Raw genomic sequence first — 19,401 nt, forward strand, 5'->3', positions numbered from 1 at the left:
CGCCCGGCCGCCGCGCCGTCAGGTGCGGGACCGGCGCGCGATCACGACCAGGTCGAGCGCGGCGATCAGGGCCACGCCCGCGCAGATCGCCGCCGCGGCCCAGGCGCCGTCGCCGCCGCCGGACTGCGCCCGCACGGCGAACAGGACGGCGGCCGCGGCCGTCCCGACCAGCGCGATCCCGGACAGGATCGCGCGCAGCCGCAGCGGGCTCCGGGCGGTCAGCGGCTCGCGGCCGCTCGGCTGCCCGTGCGGGTATGGGCCGTGCGAGCCGGGGCCGTGCCAGTCCGGGTCGCGCCACTCGGAGTACTCCGGCCCGGGTTCGCCGCGGCCCCGGTCGTCCCGGCCCCGCTCGTCCCCGCCGGGCTCGTCCCGCTCGGGTTCCGGTCGCTCGGGCTCGTCCATGGGCTGCTCGTGCCCCGTCACGCCCGGACGATGCGTCCGGCACCGCGTCCGGCACCGCGTCCGAGACCCGCCTGAAACCGCAGGTCACCCCGCGCTGGACGCCGCCCAGATGTTGATCCCCGCCTCGACCGCGTCCCGGTCGATCGCGGCGAGCTCGTCCGCGCTGAGCTCCGGCGCGTCGAGCGCGGCGAGGTTCTCCTCCAGTTGTGCGACGCTGCTTGCGCCGATCAACGCGGAGGTGACGCGGCCGTCCCGCAGCGCCCAGGCGAGGGCGAGCTGCGCGAGCGACTGGCCCCGCCCCTTGGCGATCTCGTTCAGCGTGCGGACGTGCCGGACGTTCTCCTCGCTGAGCAGGTCGGCGGAGAACGACGTCCCCTTGCTGGCCCGCGACCCGGCCGGGACGCCGTCGAGGTACTTGTCGGTCAGCATCCCCTGCGCCAGCGGCGAGAACGCGATGCAGCCCGCGCCCTCCCGTTCGAGCGTGTCGAGCAGGCCGCCCTCGATCCAGCGGTTCAGCATCGAGTAGGACGGCTGGTGGATCAGCAGCGGCGTCCCCATGTCCCGCAGGATGGCGGCGGCCTCGGCGGTGCGCTCCGGCGAGTACGACGAGATCCCCGCGTACAGCGCCTTCCCGGACCGGACGGCCCGGTCGAGCGCCCCCATCGTCTCCTTAAGCGGCGTGTCCGGGTCGAACCGGTGGCTGTAGAAGACGTCGACGTAGTCGACGCCCATCCGCCGCAGCGACTGGTCGAGGCTGGCGAGCAGGTACTTGCGGGACCCCCACTCGCCGTACGGGCCCGGCCACATGTCGTACCCGGCCTTCGTCGAGATGACGATCTCGTCCCGGTAGGGCGTGAAATCTTCCCGGAAGATCCGGCCGAAGTTGGTCTCGGCGGAGCCGTACGGCGGGCCGTAGTTGTTGGCCAGGTCGAAATGCGTGACGCCGAGGTCGAACGCGCGCCGCAGGATCGCCCGCTGGACGTCCAGCGGCCGGTCGTCGCCGAAGTTGTGCCACAGGCCGAGCGAGATCGCCGGGAGCCGCAGCCCGCTGCGCCCGCACCGCCGGTAGGTCGCCCGCTCGTATCGTCCGCCGTCCGCCGCATAGGTCATGGTCGGGAGTATTCCAGGGCGGGCCGGGCACGGCGCCGCGCGGGCGTCCGGGGCGGCGCGAGTACACAAAGGATCCGGTCGGCGGCTGTCATCTCTGCCATGCGTGAACGGGGCGCGGAAGTGGCAAGGTTACTCAGAGATATGGACGAGGAGGTCCCTGTGGTCGCGCTGCGCAGTTACGTGTCGGGTTCCTGGCATGCTCCGGAGGACGAGGGGGCGCCGCTGCACGACGCCGTCACGGGCGAGGAGGTCGCCAGGATCTCCTCGGCGGGGATCGACCTCGGCGCCGCGCTGGAGCACGGCCGCCGGGCGGGCGGCCCGGTACTGCGCGAGCTGACCTTCCACCAGCGCGCGTCCCTGCTCAAGGCACTGGCCTCCCACCTGCGGGAGCACCGCGAGGAGCTGTACGCGCTGTCGGCCCGGACGGGCGCGACCCTCGGCGACTCGAAGTTCGACGTGGACGGCGGCATCGGCGTCCTGTTCGGCTTCGCGAGCAAGGGCAAGCGGGAGCTGCCGAACGACACGCTCCTCGTCGAGGGGAACGTGGAGCCGCTCGGCAAGGGCGGGACGTTCGTCGGCCAGCACCTGTGCACCCCGTCGCGCGGCGTCGCGGTGCAGATCAACGCGTTCAACTTCCCGGTGTGGGGGCCGCTGGAGAAGCTCGCCCCGGCGTTCCTCGCGGGCGTGCCGAGCCTGATCAAGCCCGCGAGCCAGACCGCGTACCTGACGGCCCGGCTGGTCGAGCTGATCGTCGAGTCCGGGATCCTGCCGGAGGGGACGGTCCAGATGGTCTGCGGCGAGCCGCGCGACCTGCTCGACCACCTCACCGAGCAGGACATCGTGGCGTTCACCGGGTCGGCGTCCACCGCTCGGCTGCTGCGCACGCACCCGGTGGTCGTGGCGAACGCGGTCCGGTTCAACGCGGAGGCCGACTCGCTGAACTGCTCCATCCTCGGCCCGGACGCGACGCCCGGCAGCGTCGAGTTCGACCTCTTCGTGAAGCAGCTCGTCAGCGAGATGACGGTGAAGGCGGGGCAGAAGTGCACGGCGATCCGCCGCGCGCTCGTCCCGGCCGGGCTGGTCGACGAGGTCGCCGAGGCGGCCCGCGAGCGGCTGGCGCGGATCACGATCGGGAACCCGGCCGACCCCGACGTCCGGATGGGCGCGCTCGCCACCCTCGACCAGCGCGAGGAGGTCCGCCGCTCGCTGAAGGCGCTGCTGGACGCGGGCCGCGTCGTCGCGGGCGACCCCGACCGCGTCGAGGTCGTCGGCGCGGACGCCGAGCGCGGCGCGTTCATGTCGCCCGTCCTGCTCCGCGCGGACGACCCCGGCCGCGCCGAGCCGCACGAGGTGGAGGCGTTCGGGCCGGTCAGCACGCTGCTGCCGTACGAGGGGGCCGAGCAGGCGGTGGAGCTCGCCGTCCGGGGGCGCGGCAGCCTCGCCGGGTCGATCGTGACCGGCGACCACGACTTCGCGCGGCAGGTGGTGCTCGGCGCCGCGCCGTGGCACGGGCGGCTGCTCGTGCTGAACGCCGAGGACGCGAAGGAGTCCACCGGGCACGGGTCGCCGCTGCCCCAGCTCGTCCACGGCGGGCCGGGACGCGCGGGCGGCGGGGAGGAGATGGGCGGGATCCGCGGGGTCGTCCACCACATGCGGCGCACCGCCGTCCAGGCCGGGCCCGCGATGCTCACCTCGATCACCGGCCGCTGGGTGCCCGGCACCGACCGGACGGTCACCGACGAGCACCCGTTCCGCAAGCACCTGGAGGACCTGCGCGTCGGCGACACCGCCGTCGGCGGCCCGCGCGTCGTCACGCTCGACGACGTCGAGCACTTCGCCGAGTTCACCGGCGACACCTTCTACGCCCACACGGACGAGGACGCCGCCCGCGCCAACCCGTTCTTCGGCGGCCGGGTCGCGCACGGCTACCTGGTCGTGTCGTTCGCGGCGGGGCTGTTCGTCGAGCCGTCGCCGGGGCCCGTCCTCGCCAACTACGGCCTGGAGAACCTGCGGTTCCTCACCCCGGTCAAGCCGGGCGACGAGCTGACCGTCACGCTGACCGCCAAGCAGATCACGCCGCGGGACGGCGCCGACTACGGCGAGGTCCGCTGGGACACCGACGTCACCAACCAGGAGGGCGCCTCGGTCGCCAAATACGACGTGCTGACCCTGGTGGCCAAGAGGCCCAAGCACGACTGACACTAGAAGGGACGTCCAGCGGGGGAGGCGTCGCCAGAACGGGGTGCGCCCATGATCAGTCCCCTGCACATCCAGACGGTGCGCGAGGTCGTCCGCACCGGCTCCTTCGCGGACGCCGCCCGCAACCTCGGGTACACGGCGTCCGCGGTCTCCCAGCAGATCGCCGCGCTGGAGCGGGCCTGCGGCCTGGTGCTGTTCGAGCGCCGGGCCCGCAGCGTCCGGCCGACCAGCGCCGCGTTCCTCGTGGTCAGCAAGGGCAACGACGTGCTGTCCGCGCTCGACACCCTCGAACGGGAGCTGCGGACGGTCGCCGTCGGCGAGCGCGGCGCGCTGCAGCTCGGCAGCTTCCCGACCGCCAGCGCCCGCATCCTGCCGCGGGTGCTGGCGGAGCTGTCCCGCGTCCGGCCCGGCATCGAGATCAAGCTGTCGGAGGGAGAGCCCGACGAGCTGCTCCCCGAACTCCTCGACGGCGACCTCGACCTCCAGCTCGTCTACCGGTACGACCTGTTCCCCCGCACCTGGCCCGCCCAGATCGTGGAGACGCCGGTGATGGACGAGAACCTCGTCCTGTGCGTGCCGGAGGAGCATCCGCTCGCCGGTGGACGCACCGTGCGGCTCCGCGACCTCACCTCGGAGACGTGGATCGCGAGCCGCCCGGAGAGCTCCGGCGCGCAGGCGCTGTTACGGCTGTGCAGCACCGCCGGGTTCACGCCGAACATCGCGTTCCGCAGCAACGACTACGCGGTGGTGTGCGGGCTCGTCGGGTGCGGGCTCGGGATCGCGCTCGTCCCCGCGCTCGGCTGCGTGCCCGCGCCGGGGCTGCGGACGCTGAAGCTGAGCCGCCGGAGCCCGCAGCGGCACGTCACCGTCCTGCGCCGGACGACGAACACGAACCCGCTGGTCAAGGACGCGATGCGCGGCCTCGCCGAGGTCGCGCGGACGGTCGGGGCGCAGATCAGCGGGGCGACCGGTCCGCGCGCGGAAGGCGGCCCTTGAGGTCCATCGCCGCCCGCACCCGCCGCTGCGCCAGTTCGACGGCCGCCCGGTGCGTGGTCGTGCCCTGGGCGCGGGCGGCCGCGAGGACCGTCCGCGTGTTCTCCCGTGTCTTCGCCGAGACGGCGGCGAACACCGCGTCCGGGTCGGGACGGAACGGCGAGTAGCGGGCGTCCATCGCGAACCCGGCCGCGACGACCCCGCCCGCGTTGGCGACGAAATCGGGCACGACCGTGATCCCGCGCGCGGCGAGCACGTCCTGCGCGGCCGGGCCGGTGGGCAGGTTCGCGCCCTCCACGACGATGCGCGCGCCGATGTCGGCGGCGACGCGCTCGTCGATGACGTCCTGCGTCGCGGCCGGGACGAGCACGTCCGCCGGGACGAGCAGCTCCGCGCCCACGTCCAGCAGCCGCCCGCCGTACTCCTCGACCGCGGCGTCCCCGACCTCGGCGCGCAGGTCGAGCAGGCGGGCGACGTCCAGGCCGTCCGGGTCGTGCAGCGCCCCGCGCGCGGTGGACACCGCGACGACGGACGCGCCCAGCTCGGCGAGCCGCCGCGCCGCCGCGTGCCCGACCGCGCCGAACCCCTGCACCGCGACCCGCGCGCCGCGCAGGGACGTCCCGGCGTGCCGCGCGGCGGCGTCGGCGGCCTCCGCGACGCCGAAGCCGGTGACGCCCAGCTCGTCGTAGGGCATCCCGCCGAGCGCGTGCGGCGTGCCGACGGCCGCGCCCCGGTCCGCCAGCTCGTCCTGGACGATCGCCGCGTCCCGCTCCGTCAGCCCCATGTCGAGCCCCGCGACGTACTGGCTCGGGATCTCCCGCGACAGCGCCCGGACGAACGACCGCAGCACCGCCTCCCGGTCCGGCGCGGCCGGGTCGGCCATGATCCCGGCCTTCGCGCCGCCGAAGAACAGGTCGACGCCCGCCCACTTGTACGTCATGACCCGCGCGAGGCGCGCCACCTCCGCGACCGTCACGGACGGGCTCATCCGCATGCCGCCCTTGCCCATGCCGCGCGCGGTGTTGTCGATGACGAGGACGCCGCGCATGCCCGTCCGCGAGTCGGAGACGCAGACGACCCGCTCGGGGCCCCACTCGTCCATCAAGGCCAGCACGTCAGACACGGTTCAGCTCCGGACGGAGCCCGTCGCCGGTGAACCGCGCGGCGTGCAGCGGGCCGACGTCGACGAACGGCTCGCGGCCCAGGTACAGGTCGCGGACGACCTCGCCCACCGCCGGGCCTTGCAGGAACCCGTGCCCGGAGAAGCCCGTCGCGTACAGGAACCGGGAGACCGCGGCGTCCTCCCCGATGAGCGCGTTGTGGTCGGGCGTCACCTCGTACAGGCCCGCCCAGCCGCCGGTGAGCCCGACGTCGAGAAGGGACGGCGCGCGGGACGCGATCGCCGCGGTGAGGCGGGGGAGCCAGGCGTCCGAGCGGTCCAGCGCGAAGCCGGGCTCCTCGTCCGGGTCGGACATGCCGAGCATCAGCCCCTCGCCCTCGCCGTGGAAGTAGAACGTCGTCGTGAAGTCGATCGTCATCGGGACGGGACGCGGCAGCCCCGGGATCGGCTCGGTGAACACGATCTGGCGGCGCAGCGGCTCGACCGGCAGGTCGACCCCGGCCATCCGGCCGACCGCCGCCGACCACGGCCCGGCCGCGCACACCACGGCGGAGGTCGCGATCCGGCCGCGCGACGTCTCGACGGCCGTGACCTCGCCGCCGCCGGTCTCGATGCCGAGCACCTCGCAGTGCGTGCGGATCGTCGCGCCGTGCCGCCGCGCGCCCGTCGCGTACCCGAGGACGACCGACTCGGGCGTGCAGTGCCCGTCGTCGGGGGAGAAGGCGGCGCCGAGCAGCCCGCCCGTGTCGATCAGCGGGGACAGCCGCCGCGCCTCCGCCGCGGAGACCATCCGGCTCGGCACGCCCAGCTCGTTCTGCAGCGCGACGCCCGCCTCGAACGACGCGACGTCCTCGGGACGCGACAGCAGGAACAGGTAGCCGACCCGGCGCAGGTCGATCTCCTGCCCGGGACGTTCCCCGAACCGTCCGAACGCCTCCAGGCTGCGGGCGCCGAGCCGGATGTTGACCTCGTCGGAGAACTGCGCCCGCACCCCGCCCGCGGCCTTGCACGTCGAACCGGAGCCCAGCTCGTCGCGCTCCACGAGGACGACGCCGCGCACCCCAGCCTCCGCGAGGTGGAACGCGATGCTCGTGCCCATCACCCCGCCGCCGATGACGACGACCTCCGCCTCCACCCCGGCCGCCTCCATCCTGGCCGCCTAGAGCCGGAAGCCCGGATCGGGGACGATCTCCAGGACGTCCATCTGCGCCTTCTGCAGGCGTCCGGAGTAGTCCCAGTTCATCGACTGCCAGCGGGTGAACTGGTCCAGCACCCACATTCCCGACTGGCGGCTGCCGTTGCCGGAGCGTCCGTTCCCGCCGAACGGCAGGTGCGCCTCCGCGCCGGACGTCGAGTTGTTCACGCTCACCATCCCCGCCGAGATCCGGCGGCGGAACGCGAAGACCTTCGCCGGGTCCGTCGTGTAGATGGACGCGGACAGGCCGTAGCCGGGAGCGTTCGCCAGCTCGATCGCCTCGTCCAGCGTCCGGTAGGAGGCGACGCCGATGATCGGGCCGAAGGTCTCGTTCATGAACAGCTCGTCGGCGGGGCCGACGCCGTCCACGACCACCGGGTGGTAGTACAGCCCGGCGTCGGCGTCGCCGGTGAACCCGTCGCGCGGCGCGGCGGCCGTGATCCGGCCGGTCGAGCCGTGGATGGAGTGGTGGGGCCCGATCCAGCCGAGGACCTTCTCGAACCCGTCCGCGAACCGCTCGTCGATCATCGGGCCGTACAGGACGTCGCCGGACGGGTCGCCCACCGCGGCGGCGCCGACGGCCTCGTCCAGGAGCCGGACGAACTCGCCGTGGACCGACTCGTGGACGATCGCCGTCCCGAGCGACGTGCAGCGCTGCCCGGCCGTCCCGAACCCGGAGAACAGGGCGCCCTCGACGGCGAGCGGCAGGTCGGCGTCCTCGGTGACGACCATCGGGTTCTTGCCGCCGAGCTCCAGGCACGGCGACTGGAGGTGCCGCCCGCACAGCTCCCCGATCCGCGACCCGACCTCGGTGGAGCCGGTGAACCCGACCTTGTCGACCAGGCCGCGGCCGAGCGCCTGCTCCAGGCCGCGGAACGTCTCGGGGCCGTCCGCGTAGACGACGTTGAGGACGCCGTCCGGCAGCCCCGCGTGCGCGCACAGCTCGTAGAACGCGTCGGCGCAGGCCGCCGCGTACTCGGCGGGCTTCCACACGACCGCGTTCCCGCAGAGCAGGGCCGGGACGATGTACCAGGACGGCACGGCCACCGGGAAGTTCCCCGCCGTGATGACGGCGACGACGCCGACCGGGTCGCGGAAGGTGAAGAGCTGCTTGTCCGGCATCTCCGACGGGACGGTCTGCCCGTAGAGGCGGCGCCCCTCGCCGAGGAAGAACGCGCACGTGTCCGCGATCTCCTGCACCTCGCCGAGCGCCTCCGCGTACGGCTTGCCGACCTCGCGGGTCACGACGCGGGCGAGGGCCTCCTTGCTGGCCTCGACGAGGCGGCCGAGCGCGGCGACGGCCTGGCCGCGGACGGGCGGCGGGACGTCCCGCCACGCGTCCTGCGCCTCTCGGGCGGCCTCGCAGGCGCGGACGAGGTCGTCCGCGTCCGCGAGGGACACCTCGGCCACGACCTCGGACGTCCGGGACGGGTCGGTGGAACGGTACGGGCGCGGACCCGCCGGGACGCGGGCGCCGCCGATGACGGAGGAGAGCACGGTCTCAGGGTGAACAGGGCCGGGCGTCCGCGCCAAGATCGGGCAGAGCGCGGCTTCCTTACCGCGAGCCCAAGCCCACCTGACGCTCCCTCGTTCAGGCCGTTCCAGAAGGGCGTTAAGGGTTTCTTGGTGAAGCGCCAACCGGTTCGCGGGCTCGGCTAGGTCGACCCGGGGCACGGCGGCGTCCGATGCTCGAACGGCGTCCTCGTCCACGCAGGAGACCGCATGTCCGAGCCCGCCGACGTCCACTTCCTTGAGACGGTCGCGTCCCTGACACCGCCGGCCGAGCCCGCGCCGCCCGGCCCGGTGGACGACGCGCGCCTGCTGGAGCTGTTCGACGCCCAGATCGGCAGCCGCCACCTCGACCTCGCCGCCCGCCGGCTCAGGTCGCGGGGACGCGGCTACTACACGATCGGGTCGGCGGGGCACGAGGGGAACGCGGCCGTCGCCGCCGCGCTGCGGCCGGACGACCCGGCGCTGCTGCACTACCGGTCCGGCGCGTTCTTCCTGGAGCGGGCCCGCCAGGTCCCCGGCGGCGATCCGCTGCGCGACGTGCTGCTGGGCCTGGTCGCCGCCGCCGAGGAGCCCATCGCGGGCGGCCGCCACAAGGTGTTCGGGAGCCACCGGCTGCACGTGATCCCGCAGACGTCCACGATCGCCTCGCACCTGCCGCGCGCGCTGGGCGTGGCGTTCGCGATCGAGCGCGCGGCGCGGCTCGGCCTCGGCACGCCGTGGCCGAGCGACGCGGTCGCCGTGTGCGGGTTCGGGGACGCGTCCGCCAATCACTCGACCGCCGCGGGCGCGATCAACGCGGCGGTGAACTGCGGCTACCAGGGGCTTCCGCTGCCGCTGCTGCTGGTCTGCGAGGACAACGGGATCGGGATCAGCGTCCGGACGCCGCCCGGCTGGATCCAGGCCGCATACGGGTCGCGTCCGGGGCTCGCCTACTTCCACGCTGACGGCTGCGATCTCGACGACGCCTGCGCCGTGTCGGCGGCGGCGGTCGCGTGGGTGCGGGAGCGGCGGCGTCCCGCGTTTCTGCACTTGCGGACCGTCCGGCTGATGGGGCACGCCGGGTCGGACGTCGAGTCGTCCTACCGGACGCCCGCCGAGTTGGCGGCCGACCTAGAGCGTGACCCACTGGTCCGGACGGCGCGGCTGCTCGTCGCGCGCGGCGCCGCGACGCCCGCCGAGGTCGTCGACCGGTACGAGGCGAAGCGCGCGGAGGTGATGGCGCTCGCCGCGAAGGTCGCGGACGCGCCGCGGCTCGCGTCCGCCGCCGAGGTGATGGCGCCGCTCGCCGCCGCGTCCACGCCGCCGGACGAGACGCGGGGGAGCGGGGAGCCGGTCACGGTCGCGCAGGCGGTCAACCGGACGCTCGGCGACCTTCTGGACGAGCGGCCCGGCCTGCTCGTCTTCGGCGAGGACGTCGCCCGCAAGGGCGGCGTCTACGGCGTCACGCGCGGGCTGCTGAGGCGGGCGGGCGCGGCGCGGGTGTTCGACACGATCCTGGACGAGCAGTCCGTGCTCGGGCTGGCGCTCGGGTTCGGCCTCGCCGGGATGCTGCCCGTGCCGGAGATCCAGTACCTCGCCTACCTGCACAACGCCGCCGACCAGATCCGCGGGGAGGCGGCGACGCTGCCGTTCTTCTCGCGCGGGCGGTACCGCAACCCGATGGTCGTCCGCGTCCCCGGCTACGCCTACCAGAAGGGGTTCGGCGGGCACTTCCACAACGACAACGCCGTGGCCGCGCTCCGCGACATTCCGGGGCTCGTGATCGCCTCTCCGGCCCGTCCGGACGACGCGGCGGGGATGCTGCGCGCCTGCGCCGACTCCGCCGAGACCGACGGACGGGTGTGCGTGTTCCTGGAGCCGATCGCGCTGTACCACGTCCGCGACCTGCACGAAGAGGGCGACGGCGGCTGGCTGGCGCCCGCCGGGGGCACGGTCCCGATCGGCCGGGCGCGCACCTACGGGGACGGCCGCGACCTCACCATCGCCACGTTCGCGAACGGGCTGCGGATGAGCCTGCGCGCCGCGCGGCGGCTGGCGCGGGCAGGCGTCCGGTGCCGCGTCCTCGACCTGCGCTGGCTCGCGCCGCTGCCCGTCGGCGACCTGCTGCGCGAGGCGCGCGCCACCGGGACCGTCCTGGTCGCGGACGAGACGCGCCGGACGGGCGGCGTGTCCGAGGCCGTCCTGACCGCGCTCGCCGACGCCGGGTTCCGGGGCCGGGCCGCCCGCGTCGCGAGCGCGGACAGCTTCGTCCCGCTCGGCGACGCCGCCTACCACGTCCTGCTCTCGGAGTCCACGATCGAGGACGCTGCGCTGCGGCTCGTCCGCGGGGAGGCTGGCGGAGACTGAACTCCGCGGCGTCGCACGATGTTTCGCGGAACCGCTTCGTCCTGTTTCGTGTCGAATCGTGACACGTCCGAGCGAAAGGCGGCCCCGCGGTGGCCATCGAACCCCTCCGGCCGGACGACCCGGCGGCGATCGGCGGATACGAACTCCTGGGACGGCTCGGCGAGGGCGGCCAGGGCGTCGTCTACCTGGCGCGCTGGCCGGGCGCGTCCGGCGGGCCGGTCGCCCTCAAGACGCCGCACGGCGGGCGGGCCGCCGACCTGTCGGAGATCACGCTCGTCCGGCAGGTCGCGCGGTTCTGCACGGCCCGCGTCCTGGACGCCGGGACGGACGGCGACCGCCCCTACATCGTCAGCGAGTACGTCGACGGGCCGTCGCTGAAGGCCGCCGTCGAGGACGGCGGCCCGCTGTCCGGCGTCGAACTGGAGCGGCTCGCGGTCGGGACGATGGTCGCGCTCGCCGCGACGCACGCGGCGGACGTCGTCCACCGCGACTTCACGCCGGGCAACGTCCTGCTCGCCCCGGACGGCCCCCGCGTCGTGGACTTCGGCGTCGCGCGGGCGCTCGGCCCGTCCGGCCGGGGCGCGCCCGGGTCGTCCGGGACGCCCGCGTTCATGGCGCCGGAGCAGGCGGCGGGCGGCGAGGTCGGCGCGGCGGCGGACGTGTTCGCCTGGGCGGTCACGATGGCCTACGCCGCGCTCGGCCCGGCCGTGCTCGGCGAGGACGGGCCGGGCAGCGCGTTCGGCCGCCTGCTGCGGCTGGAGCGGTGCCTCGCGGACCTGCCTGGATGGCTGGCGGAGATCGTCGCGCCGTGCCTCGCCGAGGATCCCGCGAGCCGTCCGGCGGCGCGCGACGTCCTGGTCAGGCTGCTCGGCTACGGCGAACGGACCGCCGAGCCCCCGGAGGGCGGGACGACCCGCCGGGACCGGGGCCTCGTGCCGGAGGGCGCGCACCCGCGCTCCCCGACCATCGGACGCGGGGACGCGGAGCCGTCCGACCGCGCGGAGCGGCACCCGGGCCCGGCGTCGGGACGCACGGTGATCTCGGCCTGGCGCCGCCGCCGGGTGCTGATCGTCGGTACCGCGCTGGCCTTGTCGGGCGCCCTGGCCGCCGCCGCCGTGGCCGCCGCGTCGTGGCCCGAGCGGAAGCGCCCCACCGCGCCCGTCACGGCGCCCGTCACGGCGCCCGCGCGGCCGCTGACCGTCGGGTCCGCGAACTTCCCGGAGAGCGTCCTGCTCGGCGAGATCTACGCGCAGGCGCTGGAGGCCCGGGGCCGGAAGGTCGTCCGCAGGCACGCAATCGGCTCCCGCGAGGCGTACTTCCCGCTCGTGCGGAGCGGCGAGGTCGACGTCGTCCCCGAGTACAACGGGGCGCTCGCGTCCTACCTGGGCGCGGTCGACCTCGGCGCGCGCACTCCCGCGACGACGAAGTCGGTGAACGCCGCGCTGCGCCGCAAACTGCCTCCGGGCCTGCGGTTACTCGCCTCGTCGAAGGCCGAGGACAAGGACGCCGTCGTCGTGACCCGCCGGACGGCGCGCCGATACGGGCTGACCTCCCTCGCCGACCTCGCGGACGCGGCGGACGAGTTCGTCCTCGGCGGCACCCCCGAGGCCCAGACCCGCCGCCAGGGACTGATCGGCCTCCGGGCCGTCTACGGGGCCGGGTTCAAGGGCTTCCAGCCGTTCCGGCAGGAGGACTTCGGCACGATGGCCGACCTCCTCGACCGGGGATCCCTCCAGGCCGCGCAGATGTTCACCACCGACCCGCTGCTCCGCTCGCACGGCTTCACCGTCCTCAGCGACCCGGAGCACCTGTTCGGCGCCCAGAACGTGACGCCCCTCGTCGCGGACCGCCGGGTGGACGCGGCGGCCCGCGCCGCGCTCGACGCCGTCTCGGCCGAGCTGACCACCGAGGACCTCCGCTACATGAACGCGCGGGTCGCGGTCGACAAGGACGAGGTCGAGGACGTCGCCAAGGCGTGGCTCGTCCAGAACGGGCTGCTACGCGGAGGATGAGGGGTCGATCGCGGGGTCGCCGCCGAGGTAGGCGGCCCGCACCCGGTCGTCGCTCGCGAGGTCGGCCGCCGGGCCGTCCAGCACGATCCGGCCCGTCTCCAGGACGTACGCGCGGTCGGCGAGGCGCAGCGTCTGGTGCGCGTTCTGCTCGACGATCAGGACGGTCGCGCCGCCGTCCCGGATCTCCCGGACGACGCGGAGCACCTGCTGCGCCATCTGCGGGGCGAGGCCCATCGTCGGCTCGTCCAGCGCCAGCAGGCGGGGACGCAGCATCAGGGCCCGCCCGATCGCGAGCATCTGCTGCTCGCCGCCCGACAGCAGGCCCGCGAGCTGCCCGCGCCGCTCGCCGAGCCGCGGGAACATCTCGTACACCTCCTCGCGGCGGGCCGCGACCCCGGCCCGGTCGCGCCGGTTGAGGTACCCGCCGAGCAGCAGGTTCTCCGCGACGTTCAGCGCCGGGAACACGCGCCGCCCCTCCGGGACGTGCCCCAGCCCCGCCGCGACGATCCGGTGCGCGGGGAGCCGGGTGATGTCGCGGCCGTCGAACTCGACGCGTCCCGACCGGGCCCGGTGCAGCCCGGTGAGCGTCCGCAGCGTGGTCGTCTTGCCCGCGCCGTTGCTGCCGAGCAGCGCGACGATCTCGCCCTCCGCCACCTCGAACGAGATCCCGGTGAGGGCCTCCACCTGCCCGTACCGGCTGTGCAGCCCGCTCACCCGCAGCAGCGTCACCGCAGCACCTCCGTGACGAGGTCGGTCTCCGGATCGTCCGGGACGCCGAGGTAGGCGGCGATGACCCGCTGGTCCTCCTGGATCTCGGCGGGCGGGCCCTCGGCGATCATCCGGCCGTACTCCAGCACCGTCACCCGGTCGGAGATCGACATCACCAGCGCGACGTCGTGCTCGATCAGCACGACGGCGGCGCCGAGCGCGCTGATCCGCGCGATCAGCTCCATCAGGGCGCGCTTCTCGGTCGGGTTCGCGCCCGCGGCGGGCTCGTCCAGCAGCAGGACGCGCGGGTCCCCGGCGAGCGCCCGCGCGATCTCCAGGCGGCGCCGGTCGCCGTAGGACAGTCCGCCCGCCGGACGGTCGGCGGCGTCGAGCAGCCCGGTGAACTCCAGGCAGCGGCGGACGGTGCCGAGGTCGGCGCGCGACAGCGGCCGCAGCAGCCCCCGGTCCCGCGCGAACCGGCCGATCAGCACGTTCTCCGCGACGGTCATGTCGTCGAACAGCCGGATGCTCTGGAACGTGCGGGCGAGCCCGGCGGCGGCGACCCGGTGCGGGGCCCGGCCGACGACGTCCCGGCCCGCGAGCACGACCGTCCCGGCGGACGGCGCGATCATCCCAGTGACGCAGTTGAACGCCGTCGTCTTGCCCGCGCCGTTCGGCCCGATCACGCTGACCACCTGGCCGGCGGCGGCGCGCAGGTCGAGGCCGTCCACGGCGGTGACGCCGCCGAACGACCGGGACAGGCCCGTCACCTCCAGCAGCGTGCCCTCCGCCGCCGGGAGTTCGGGCGCGGGCCCGGCGGCGGCGGGCAGCCGCAGCCTTCGCGGCCGGTACGGCCACACGCCCTGCGGCCGCAGCAGCACGATCAGGATCAGCAGCAGCGCGAAGAACAGCCCCCGGTACTCCTGGACGGTCCGCAGCACCTCCGGCAGCGCGATGATCACGATGGCGCCGACCATCACCCCGGGACGGCTGCCCATCCCGCCGATGATCACCACGAGGAGGATCATCAGCGAGGTCAGGAACGTGAAGCTGGACGGGTCCACGGTGCCGAGCTGCGCCGCGTTCAGCGGCCCGGCGGTCGCGCCCGCCGTCGCGCCGAGCACGTAGGCGAGCAGCTTCACCCGCCGGGCGGGCACCCCGACCGCCTCGGCGGCCGTGTCGTCCGACCGGATGGCGCGCCAGGCGTAGGCGAGCCGGGACCGGGCGAGCAGCGCCGTCGCGGCCAGCACGACGACGAAGAACGCGAGCGCCAGGTAGAAGAAGTCCCGGGGCGTGACGATCTCCCGGCCGCCGACCGTCACCGGCGGGATGCCGGTCAGCCCGTTCGGCCCGCCGGTCGTCTCCAGGTTGATCACCGTGATCCGGATGATCTCCCCGAAGCCGAGCGTGACGATGGCGAGGTAGTCGCTGCGCAGCCGCAGCGTCGGATACCCGATCACCACCCCGGCCGCCGCCGCGGCGGCCACCGCGACCGGCAGCGTCAGCCAGAAGTTCCACTCCTGCTTCACCATCAGCAGCCCGGACGTGTACGCGCCGATCGCGAAGAACGCGGCGAAGCCGAGGTCGAGCAGCCCGGCGTAGCCGACGACGATGTTGATCCCGAGGCCGAGGATCGCGTAGATGAGGATCGTCCCGGCGACGGTGAGCGCGTAGTCGTCCATCGTCGCGCCCGCGACGAGCGCGACCACGACGAGCAGCGGCCAGCCGCCGAACCGGGCCGCCGCCTCGGCCCGCGCGGGTACCACCAGGCGGCTCCTCATGCCCGCTCCACGACGCGCTCGCCGAACAGGCCGGTGGGTCTCAGCGCCAGCACCGCGATCAGCAGTCCAAAGATGATCACGTCCGTCCAGCGGGACGAGACGTACCCCGCCGAGAACGACTGGACGAGCCCGATCGCGACGCCCGCGACCATCGTCCCCGGCAGGTTCCCGATGCCGCCGAGCACGGCGGCGGTGAACGCGCGCAGCCCGATCAGGAACCCCATGCCGAAGCTGATCTGCACGTAGTACAGCCCGTACATGACGCCCGCCGCGCCCGCCAGCATCGAGCCGATGAAGAACGTCGTGAGGATGAGCCGCTCGACGTTGATGCCTTGCAGGCGGGCGGCGTCCCGGTCCATGGCGAGGGCGCGCATCGCGGTGCCCGTCACGGTCCGCGTCACGAACAGCCACAGGCCCGCCATCAGCACGACCGAGAGGAGGACGAGCGTGAGCTGCCCCCACGTGACGTGGACGGCGCCGCTGAAGATCCGGCCGCCGTCCAGGGCGTGCGGGTACGACTTGAACCGCGCGTCGGTCAGCACCTTGACGCCCTCCTCCAGCGCGAGCGACACTCCGATCGCCGCGATCAGGATCGCCAGGCGCGGTGACGACAGCAGCGGCACGTAGGCGACCTTCGCGATGCCGGTGCCGACGACTCCCGTGGTCAGGGCGCCGACGACGACCGCCGCGATGATCGCGGGCAGTGCCGTCCCGCCGGTGACGCCGAGCGTGGTCAGCGTCCCGAAACCGGCGAACGCGCCGATCATGAACACGTCGCCGTGCGCGAAGTTGATCAGCCGGACCACGCCGTAGATCATCGAGTAGCCGAGCGCGATCAGCGCGAGGAACGCCCCGATCGTCAGGCCGTTCACCAGGTACTGGACGAACTCGCTCATGGGTCCCCGCTCATGAGGTCTTGGCGTCCACCCAGGTGCCGCCGGTCTTGTCCAGCTTCTTGTAGGCGGTGAACGCGCCGGACTGGACCTGGACGGTGATGTACAGCGGGTCGGTCCGGTCGCCCTTCTGGTCGAAGGTGATCGGCCCGGTGATGCCCGGGAAGTCCTTGATCTTGTGGAGGGCGGCGATGAGGTCCTCGCCGTCCGTCGACCCGGCGTCGCCGACCGCCTTCGCGATGACCTTCACCGCGTCGTACTCGTACACCGAGAACGGCCCCGGGTCGGCGTTGTTCGCCGCCTTGTAGGCCGACACGAACCCGGCCGCGGCGGGCAGGTCCTTGGCCAGCGGGGCGGTGGTCGCGATGTAGCCGTCCGCCGCCGAGCCCGCCGTCTTCAGGACGGTCGAGTCGGTCGTCGCGTCCCCGCCCATCAGCGTGAACTTCAGCCCGAGCTGCTTGCGCTGCTTCATCAGCAGGCCCGCCTCGGCGAAGTATCCGGTGAAGTACAGGACGTCCGGCTTCGTCGAGGCCACCCTCGTCAGGACGGGGCTGTAGTCGGACTGGCCGGGCTGCAGCGCGTCCTCGTAGACGACCTGCCCGCCCGCCTGCTTGACCGAGTTCGCCGCCGCGTCCGCGAGGCCCTTGGCGTAGGTGGTGTTGTCGTGCAGGAGCGCGACGCGCTTGGCGCCGAGCGGGCCGGTCATGAACTTCGCGGCGACGAGGCCCTGGTTGTCGTCGCGCCCGCAGGTGCGGAACACCTTGCCCTTGCCGGTGTCGGTGAGCGACGGGTTGGTGGAGGCGTCCATCACGAACGGGACGCTCCGCCGCCCGTAGATCGGGATCGCGGGCACCGCCGCGCCGGAGCAGTAGCCGCCCGCGACCGCCACGACCTTGCTGTTCAGCAGCTTCTGCGCGGCCTGCGCGCCCTGCTGGGCGCTGCACTGGTCGTCGGCCTCCACGATGTCGATCTTGCGGCCCTTGACCCCGCCCGCCTTGTTGATCTCGGCGGCGGCGACCTTGGCGGCGGCGAGGATGTCCTGCCCCGCCGAGGCCGAGTCGCCGCTCAGCGGCGCGGGAACGCCGATCTTGATCGGCCCCGACCCGTCCGACCCACCCGAGTCCCCGCACCCCGCGCCGAGCGGAACCAGCAGGAGACCGACCCCGACCGCCGCGACGCCGCGAAACCGACGTCCGCGCCGCCGGGGAGGGTGTCGGGGAACCGATCGGGCCTCCAGCCCGGCGGGCTGGGGGACGCCCCCTGGACCCTCGGGCCGGTGGCCCGAAGATCCTCGCTTCGCTGCGGTCATCGGGCCTCCGTCGCTCGCGGGCGGGATGGTGAAAGCGTGAAACGTCGGCGCACCTGCGTCGAGACGACCAAGCATGCGATCTCATGTAGTGATCGATAAGAACCGCTTGCCCTTCCGCGCTGGACGGAGCGGGAGCGTCCTCGGGAGGATCGTCGGATGCCCGAAGTGCTGCTGCTCTCCGCCGCCGACGTGCGCGCGGTGTTCGACCTGCCTTCGGCGATCGCCTCGCAGCGCGCCGCGTTCCGCGCGCTCGGCCGCCGGGAGGCGCGGCTCGCGCCGCGGCTCCTCCTGGACGGCCCGGACGGCGACGTCGCGTTCTGCTACGTCTCCCGGATGCCCGGCACGGGCGCGGTGTCCAAGTTCGGCAGCGTGCACCCGGACAACGCGGCGCGCGGCCTGCCGACCGTGTCGGCGCTCGTGATCGTCCAGGACCCGGAGGACGGGCGGCCCGTCGCGATCATCGAGGGGGAGTCGGTGACGACGCTGCGCACGTCCGCGGCGAGCGCGGTCGCCGCCGACCACCTCGCGGCGCCGGACGCGTCCCGTCTCGCCGTGATCGGCTGCGGTCCGCAGGGACGCGCGCACGTCCGGGCGATGGCGGAGGTCAGGCCGGTCGAGCGGGTCGCGCTGGCCTGCCGCCACCCGGAGACCTGCGACATCGCCGCCGGGCTCGCGGACGAGCTGGGCCTGCCGGTAGTGGCGGCGCCGTCCGTCCGGGACGCCGTGGAGGGCGCGCAGATCGTGGTCACCGCGACGACGAGTGCGGAGCCGGTCGTCGGCGGAGCGTGGCTCGACTCCGGCTGCACCGTCCTGAGCGTCGGCTCGTTCGCCCCGGACCGGGTGGAGGTGGAGGACGACGTCCTCACCCGGGCCGCGTCGATCGTGGTGGACGACGTGCCGTCCGCGCTGGACCACGCCGGTCCGGTCGTGGCGGCGATCCGCGCGGGACGGCTCAGCCCAGAGCGGGTGCAACCCCTGGGCCCCATCGTCGCGGGCCTCGCCGACGGGCGCGAGTCGGCCGAGGACATCGTGTTCTACAACAGCGTCGGCGTCGGCGTGCAGGACACGGCGGCGGCGTCCGTCATCGTCGAGCGCGCCCGCGATCTCGGCGCGGGGCGGCACGCGGACCTCTGACCGTCCCGCCGCCCGCTAGGATGGTTCGGTATACCGAACGCTGGACGAGAGGGCGGGGACCGTGGGCGCGTCAGGGGAATCGGTGCGGGACGTGCTGGCCGGAAACCTGCGGCGGGCCCGGCTGGCGCGCGGCCTGTCGCTGTCCGAGCTGTCCCGCCGGTCGAAGATCGGCAAGGCGACGCTGTCGCAGTTGGAGGCCGGGGCCGGGAACCCGACGATCGAGACGGTGTTCAGCCTGTCGCGGGCCCTCGAAGTGCCGATCTCCGACCTGCTCGACCACCGCGAGCCGACCGGGCCGACCGTGGTCCGCGCGGCGGACGTCGAGGTGCTGCGCGGCGCGGGCGTCGACCTGCGCCCGCTGCGCGGCATCGAGTCCGGCGGCGCGATCTTCGAGGTGTACGACCAGCAGGTCAGGGCCGGATGCCGGCAGGACTCGCTCGGCCACGTCGGGACGGAGCACACGATCGTCCAGGCCGGGCGCCTCGGCGTAACGGTCGACGGCACGGACGTCGAACTCGGTCCCGGCGACTACGTGGGCTTCGACGCCCGGCTGCCGCACGCCTACACCGCCCCGGACGGCCCCGTCCGGTCGGTGCTGCTCCTGGAATACCGCTCCGACCAGCGCCTTCACGCCGCCTCCGACGCGCCGCCGCATCTGGTCCAGCCGGAGGACGAGGCGCGTTGACA

General features: G+C 74.1%; 15 protein-coding genes. 6 read left to right on the plus strand and 9 right to left on the minus strand.

Annotation, left to right across the window (positions count from 1 at the left end):
* Positions 1-18: 18 nt before the first annotated feature.
* Positions 19-423, minus strand: coding sequence for a DUF6343 family protein (locus tag FXF65_RS44435; protein WP_222868429.1), 405 nt, complete (start codon positions 421-423; stop codon positions 19-21).
* A gap of 63 nt (positions 424-486) precedes the next feature.
* Positions 487-1,512 (minus strand): L-glyceraldehyde 3-phosphate reductase, encoded by a 1,026-nt coding sequence (gene mgrA / locus FXF65_RS07715; protein WP_148349035.1) that lies wholly within the window; start codon positions 1,510-1,512, stop codon positions 487-489.
* A gap of 141 nt (positions 1,513-1,653) precedes the next feature.
* On the opposite strand from mgrA, the gene paaZ reads away from it, so the two are divergent.
* Positions 1,654-3,711 (plus strand): phenylacetic acid degradation bifunctional protein PaaZ, encoded by a 2,058-nt coding sequence (gene paaZ / locus FXF65_RS07720; RefSeq protein ID WP_187412168.1) that lies wholly within the window; start codon positions 1,654-1,656, stop codon positions 3,709-3,711.
* A 51-nt stretch (positions 3,712-3,762) separates the two neighbouring features.
* Positions 3,763-4,707 (plus strand): LysR family transcriptional regulator, encoded by a 945-nt coding sequence (locus tag FXF65_RS07725; RefSeq protein WP_148349036.1) that lies wholly within the window; start codon positions 3,763-3,765, stop codon positions 4,705-4,707.
* Here FXF65_RS07725 and FXF65_RS07730 read toward each other — a convergent pair.
* The 3 genes from FXF65_RS07730 to FXF65_RS07740 are packed head-to-tail and all read right to left on the minus strand — an operon-like array spanning position 4,667 to position 8,516.
* The gene (locus tag FXF65_RS07730) at positions 4,667-5,827 is read right to left on the minus strand and encodes a Glu/Leu/Phe/Val family dehydrogenase (RefSeq protein WP_148349037.1); all 1,161 of its coding nucleotides are present in this window, start codon (positions 5,825-5,827) and stop codon (positions 4,667-4,669) included. The two genes, FXF65_RS07725 and FXF65_RS07730, sit on opposite strands and share 41 nt — an antisense overlap.
* Entirely contained in the window at positions 5,820-6,974 is a 1,155-nt protein-coding gene (locus tag FXF65_RS07735; RefSeq protein ID WP_148349038.1) for an NAD(P)/FAD-dependent oxidoreductase, read from the minus strand. Before FXF65_RS07735 ends, FXF65_RS07730 begins: the two co-directional genes overlap by 8 nt.
* Before the next feature lie 9 nt (positions 6,975-6,983).
* Positions 6,984-8,516 (minus strand): aldehyde dehydrogenase family protein, encoded by a 1,533-nt coding sequence (locus FXF65_RS07740; RefSeq protein WP_148349039.1) that lies wholly within the window; start codon positions 8,514-8,516, stop codon positions 6,984-6,986.
* 225 nt (positions 8,517-8,741) lie between these two features.
* On the opposite strand from FXF65_RS07740, the gene FXF65_RS07745 reads away from it, so the two are divergent.
* Entirely contained in the window at positions 8,742-10,877 is a 2,136-nt protein-coding gene (locus FXF65_RS07745; protein ID WP_148349040.1) for a thiamine pyrophosphate-dependent enzyme, read from the plus strand.
* 89 nt (positions 10,878-10,966) lie between these two features.
* The gene (locus tag FXF65_RS45805; RefSeq protein WP_148349041.1) at positions 10,967-12,889 is read left to right on the plus strand and encodes a glycine betaine ABC transporter substrate-binding protein; all 1,923 of its coding nucleotides are present in this window, start codon (positions 10,967-10,969) and stop codon (positions 12,887-12,889) included.
* Here FXF65_RS45805 and FXF65_RS07755 read toward each other — a convergent pair.
* From FXF65_RS07755 to FXF65_RS07770, 4 genes are read right to left on the minus strand one after another with little or no spacing between them, the layout of a single operon-like run.
* The gene (locus tag FXF65_RS07755) at positions 12,875-13,618 is read right to left on the minus strand and encodes an ABC transporter ATP-binding protein (protein WP_425458741.1); all 744 of its coding nucleotides are present in this window, start codon (positions 13,616-13,618) and stop codon (positions 12,875-12,877) included. The genes FXF65_RS45805 and FXF65_RS07755 overlap by 15 nt on opposite strands.
* A complete protein-coding gene (locus tag FXF65_RS45145; RefSeq protein ID WP_148349042.1) occupies positions 13,615-15,378 on the minus strand; it encodes a branched-chain amino acid ABC transporter ATP-binding protein/permease in 1,764 nt (587 codons plus the stop codon). Before FXF65_RS45145 ends, FXF65_RS07755 begins: the two co-directional genes overlap by 4 nt.
* On the minus strand, positions 15,375-16,274 hold the full coding sequence (locus FXF65_RS07765; RefSeq protein ID WP_148349043.1) for a branched-chain amino acid ABC transporter permease: 900 nt from the start codon (positions 16,272-16,274) through the stop codon (positions 15,375-15,377). Before FXF65_RS07765 ends, FXF65_RS45145 begins: the two co-directional genes overlap by 4 nt.
* Positions 16,275-16,284: 10 nt before the next feature.
* On the minus strand, positions 16,285-17,580 hold the full coding sequence (locus FXF65_RS07770; RefSeq protein ID WP_187412169.1) for a branched-chain amino acid ABC transporter substrate-binding protein: 1,296 nt from the start codon (positions 17,578-17,580) through the stop codon (positions 16,285-16,287).
* 156 nt (positions 17,581-17,736) lie between these two features.
* Here FXF65_RS07770 and FXF65_RS07775 point away from each other — a divergent pair, with 156 nt between their 5' ends.
* A complete protein-coding gene (locus FXF65_RS07775) occupies positions 17,737-18,714 on the plus strand; it encodes an ornithine cyclodeaminase family protein (RefSeq protein ID WP_148349045.1) in 978 nt (325 codons plus the stop codon).
* A gap of 82 nt (positions 18,715-18,796) precedes the next feature.
* Positions 18,797-19,399 (plus strand): helix-turn-helix domain-containing protein, encoded by a 603-nt coding sequence (locus FXF65_RS07780; protein WP_222868430.1) that lies wholly within the window; start codon positions 18,797-18,799, stop codon positions 19,397-19,399.
* Positions 19,400-19,401: the final 2 nt, after the last annotated feature.

This window comes from Actinomadura syzygii, from assembly GCF_008085905.1.
Lineage (GTDB): Bacteria > Actinomycetota > Actinomycetes > Streptosporangiales > Streptosporangiaceae > Spirillospora > Spirillospora syzygii.

Excerpts from the sequence above, each read along its gene's own strand:
- FXF65_RS45145 (WP_148349042.1), bottom strand. The coding sequence starts at position 15,378 with ATGAGGAGCCGCCTGGTGGTACCCGCGCGGGCCGAGGCGGCGGCCCGG.
- FXF65_RS07765 (WP_148349043.1), bottom strand. The coding sequence starts at position 16,274 with ATGAGCGAGTTCGTCCAGTACCTGGTGAACGGCCTGACGATCGGGGCG.
- FXF65_RS07735 (WP_148349038.1), bottom strand. The coding sequence starts at position 6,974 with ATGGAGGCGGCCGGGGTGGAGGCGGAGGTCGTCGTCATCGGCGGCGGG.
- mgrA (WP_148349035.1), bottom strand. The coding sequence starts at position 1,512 with ATGACCTATGCGGCGGACGGCGGACGATACGAGCGGGCGACCTACCGG.
- FXF65_RS07770 (WP_187412169.1), bottom strand. The coding sequence starts at position 17,580 with ATGACCGCAGCGAAGCGAGGATCTTCGGGCCACCGGCCCGAGGGTCCA.
- paaZ (WP_187412168.1), top strand. The coding sequence starts at position 1,654 with ATGGACGAGGAGGTCCCTGTGGTCGCGCTGCGCAGTTACGTGTCGGGT.
- FXF65_RS07775 (WP_148349045.1), top strand. The coding sequence starts at position 17,737 with ATGCCCGAAGTGCTGCTGCTCTCCGCCGCCGACGTGCGCGCGGTGTTC.
- FXF65_RS07745 (WP_148349040.1), top strand. The coding sequence starts at position 8,742 with ATGTCCGAGCCCGCCGACGTCCACTTCCTTGAGACGGTCGCGTCCCTG.
- FXF65_RS07725 (WP_148349036.1), top strand. The coding sequence starts at position 3,763 with ATGATCAGTCCCCTGCACATCCAGACGGTGCGCGAGGTCGTCCGCACC.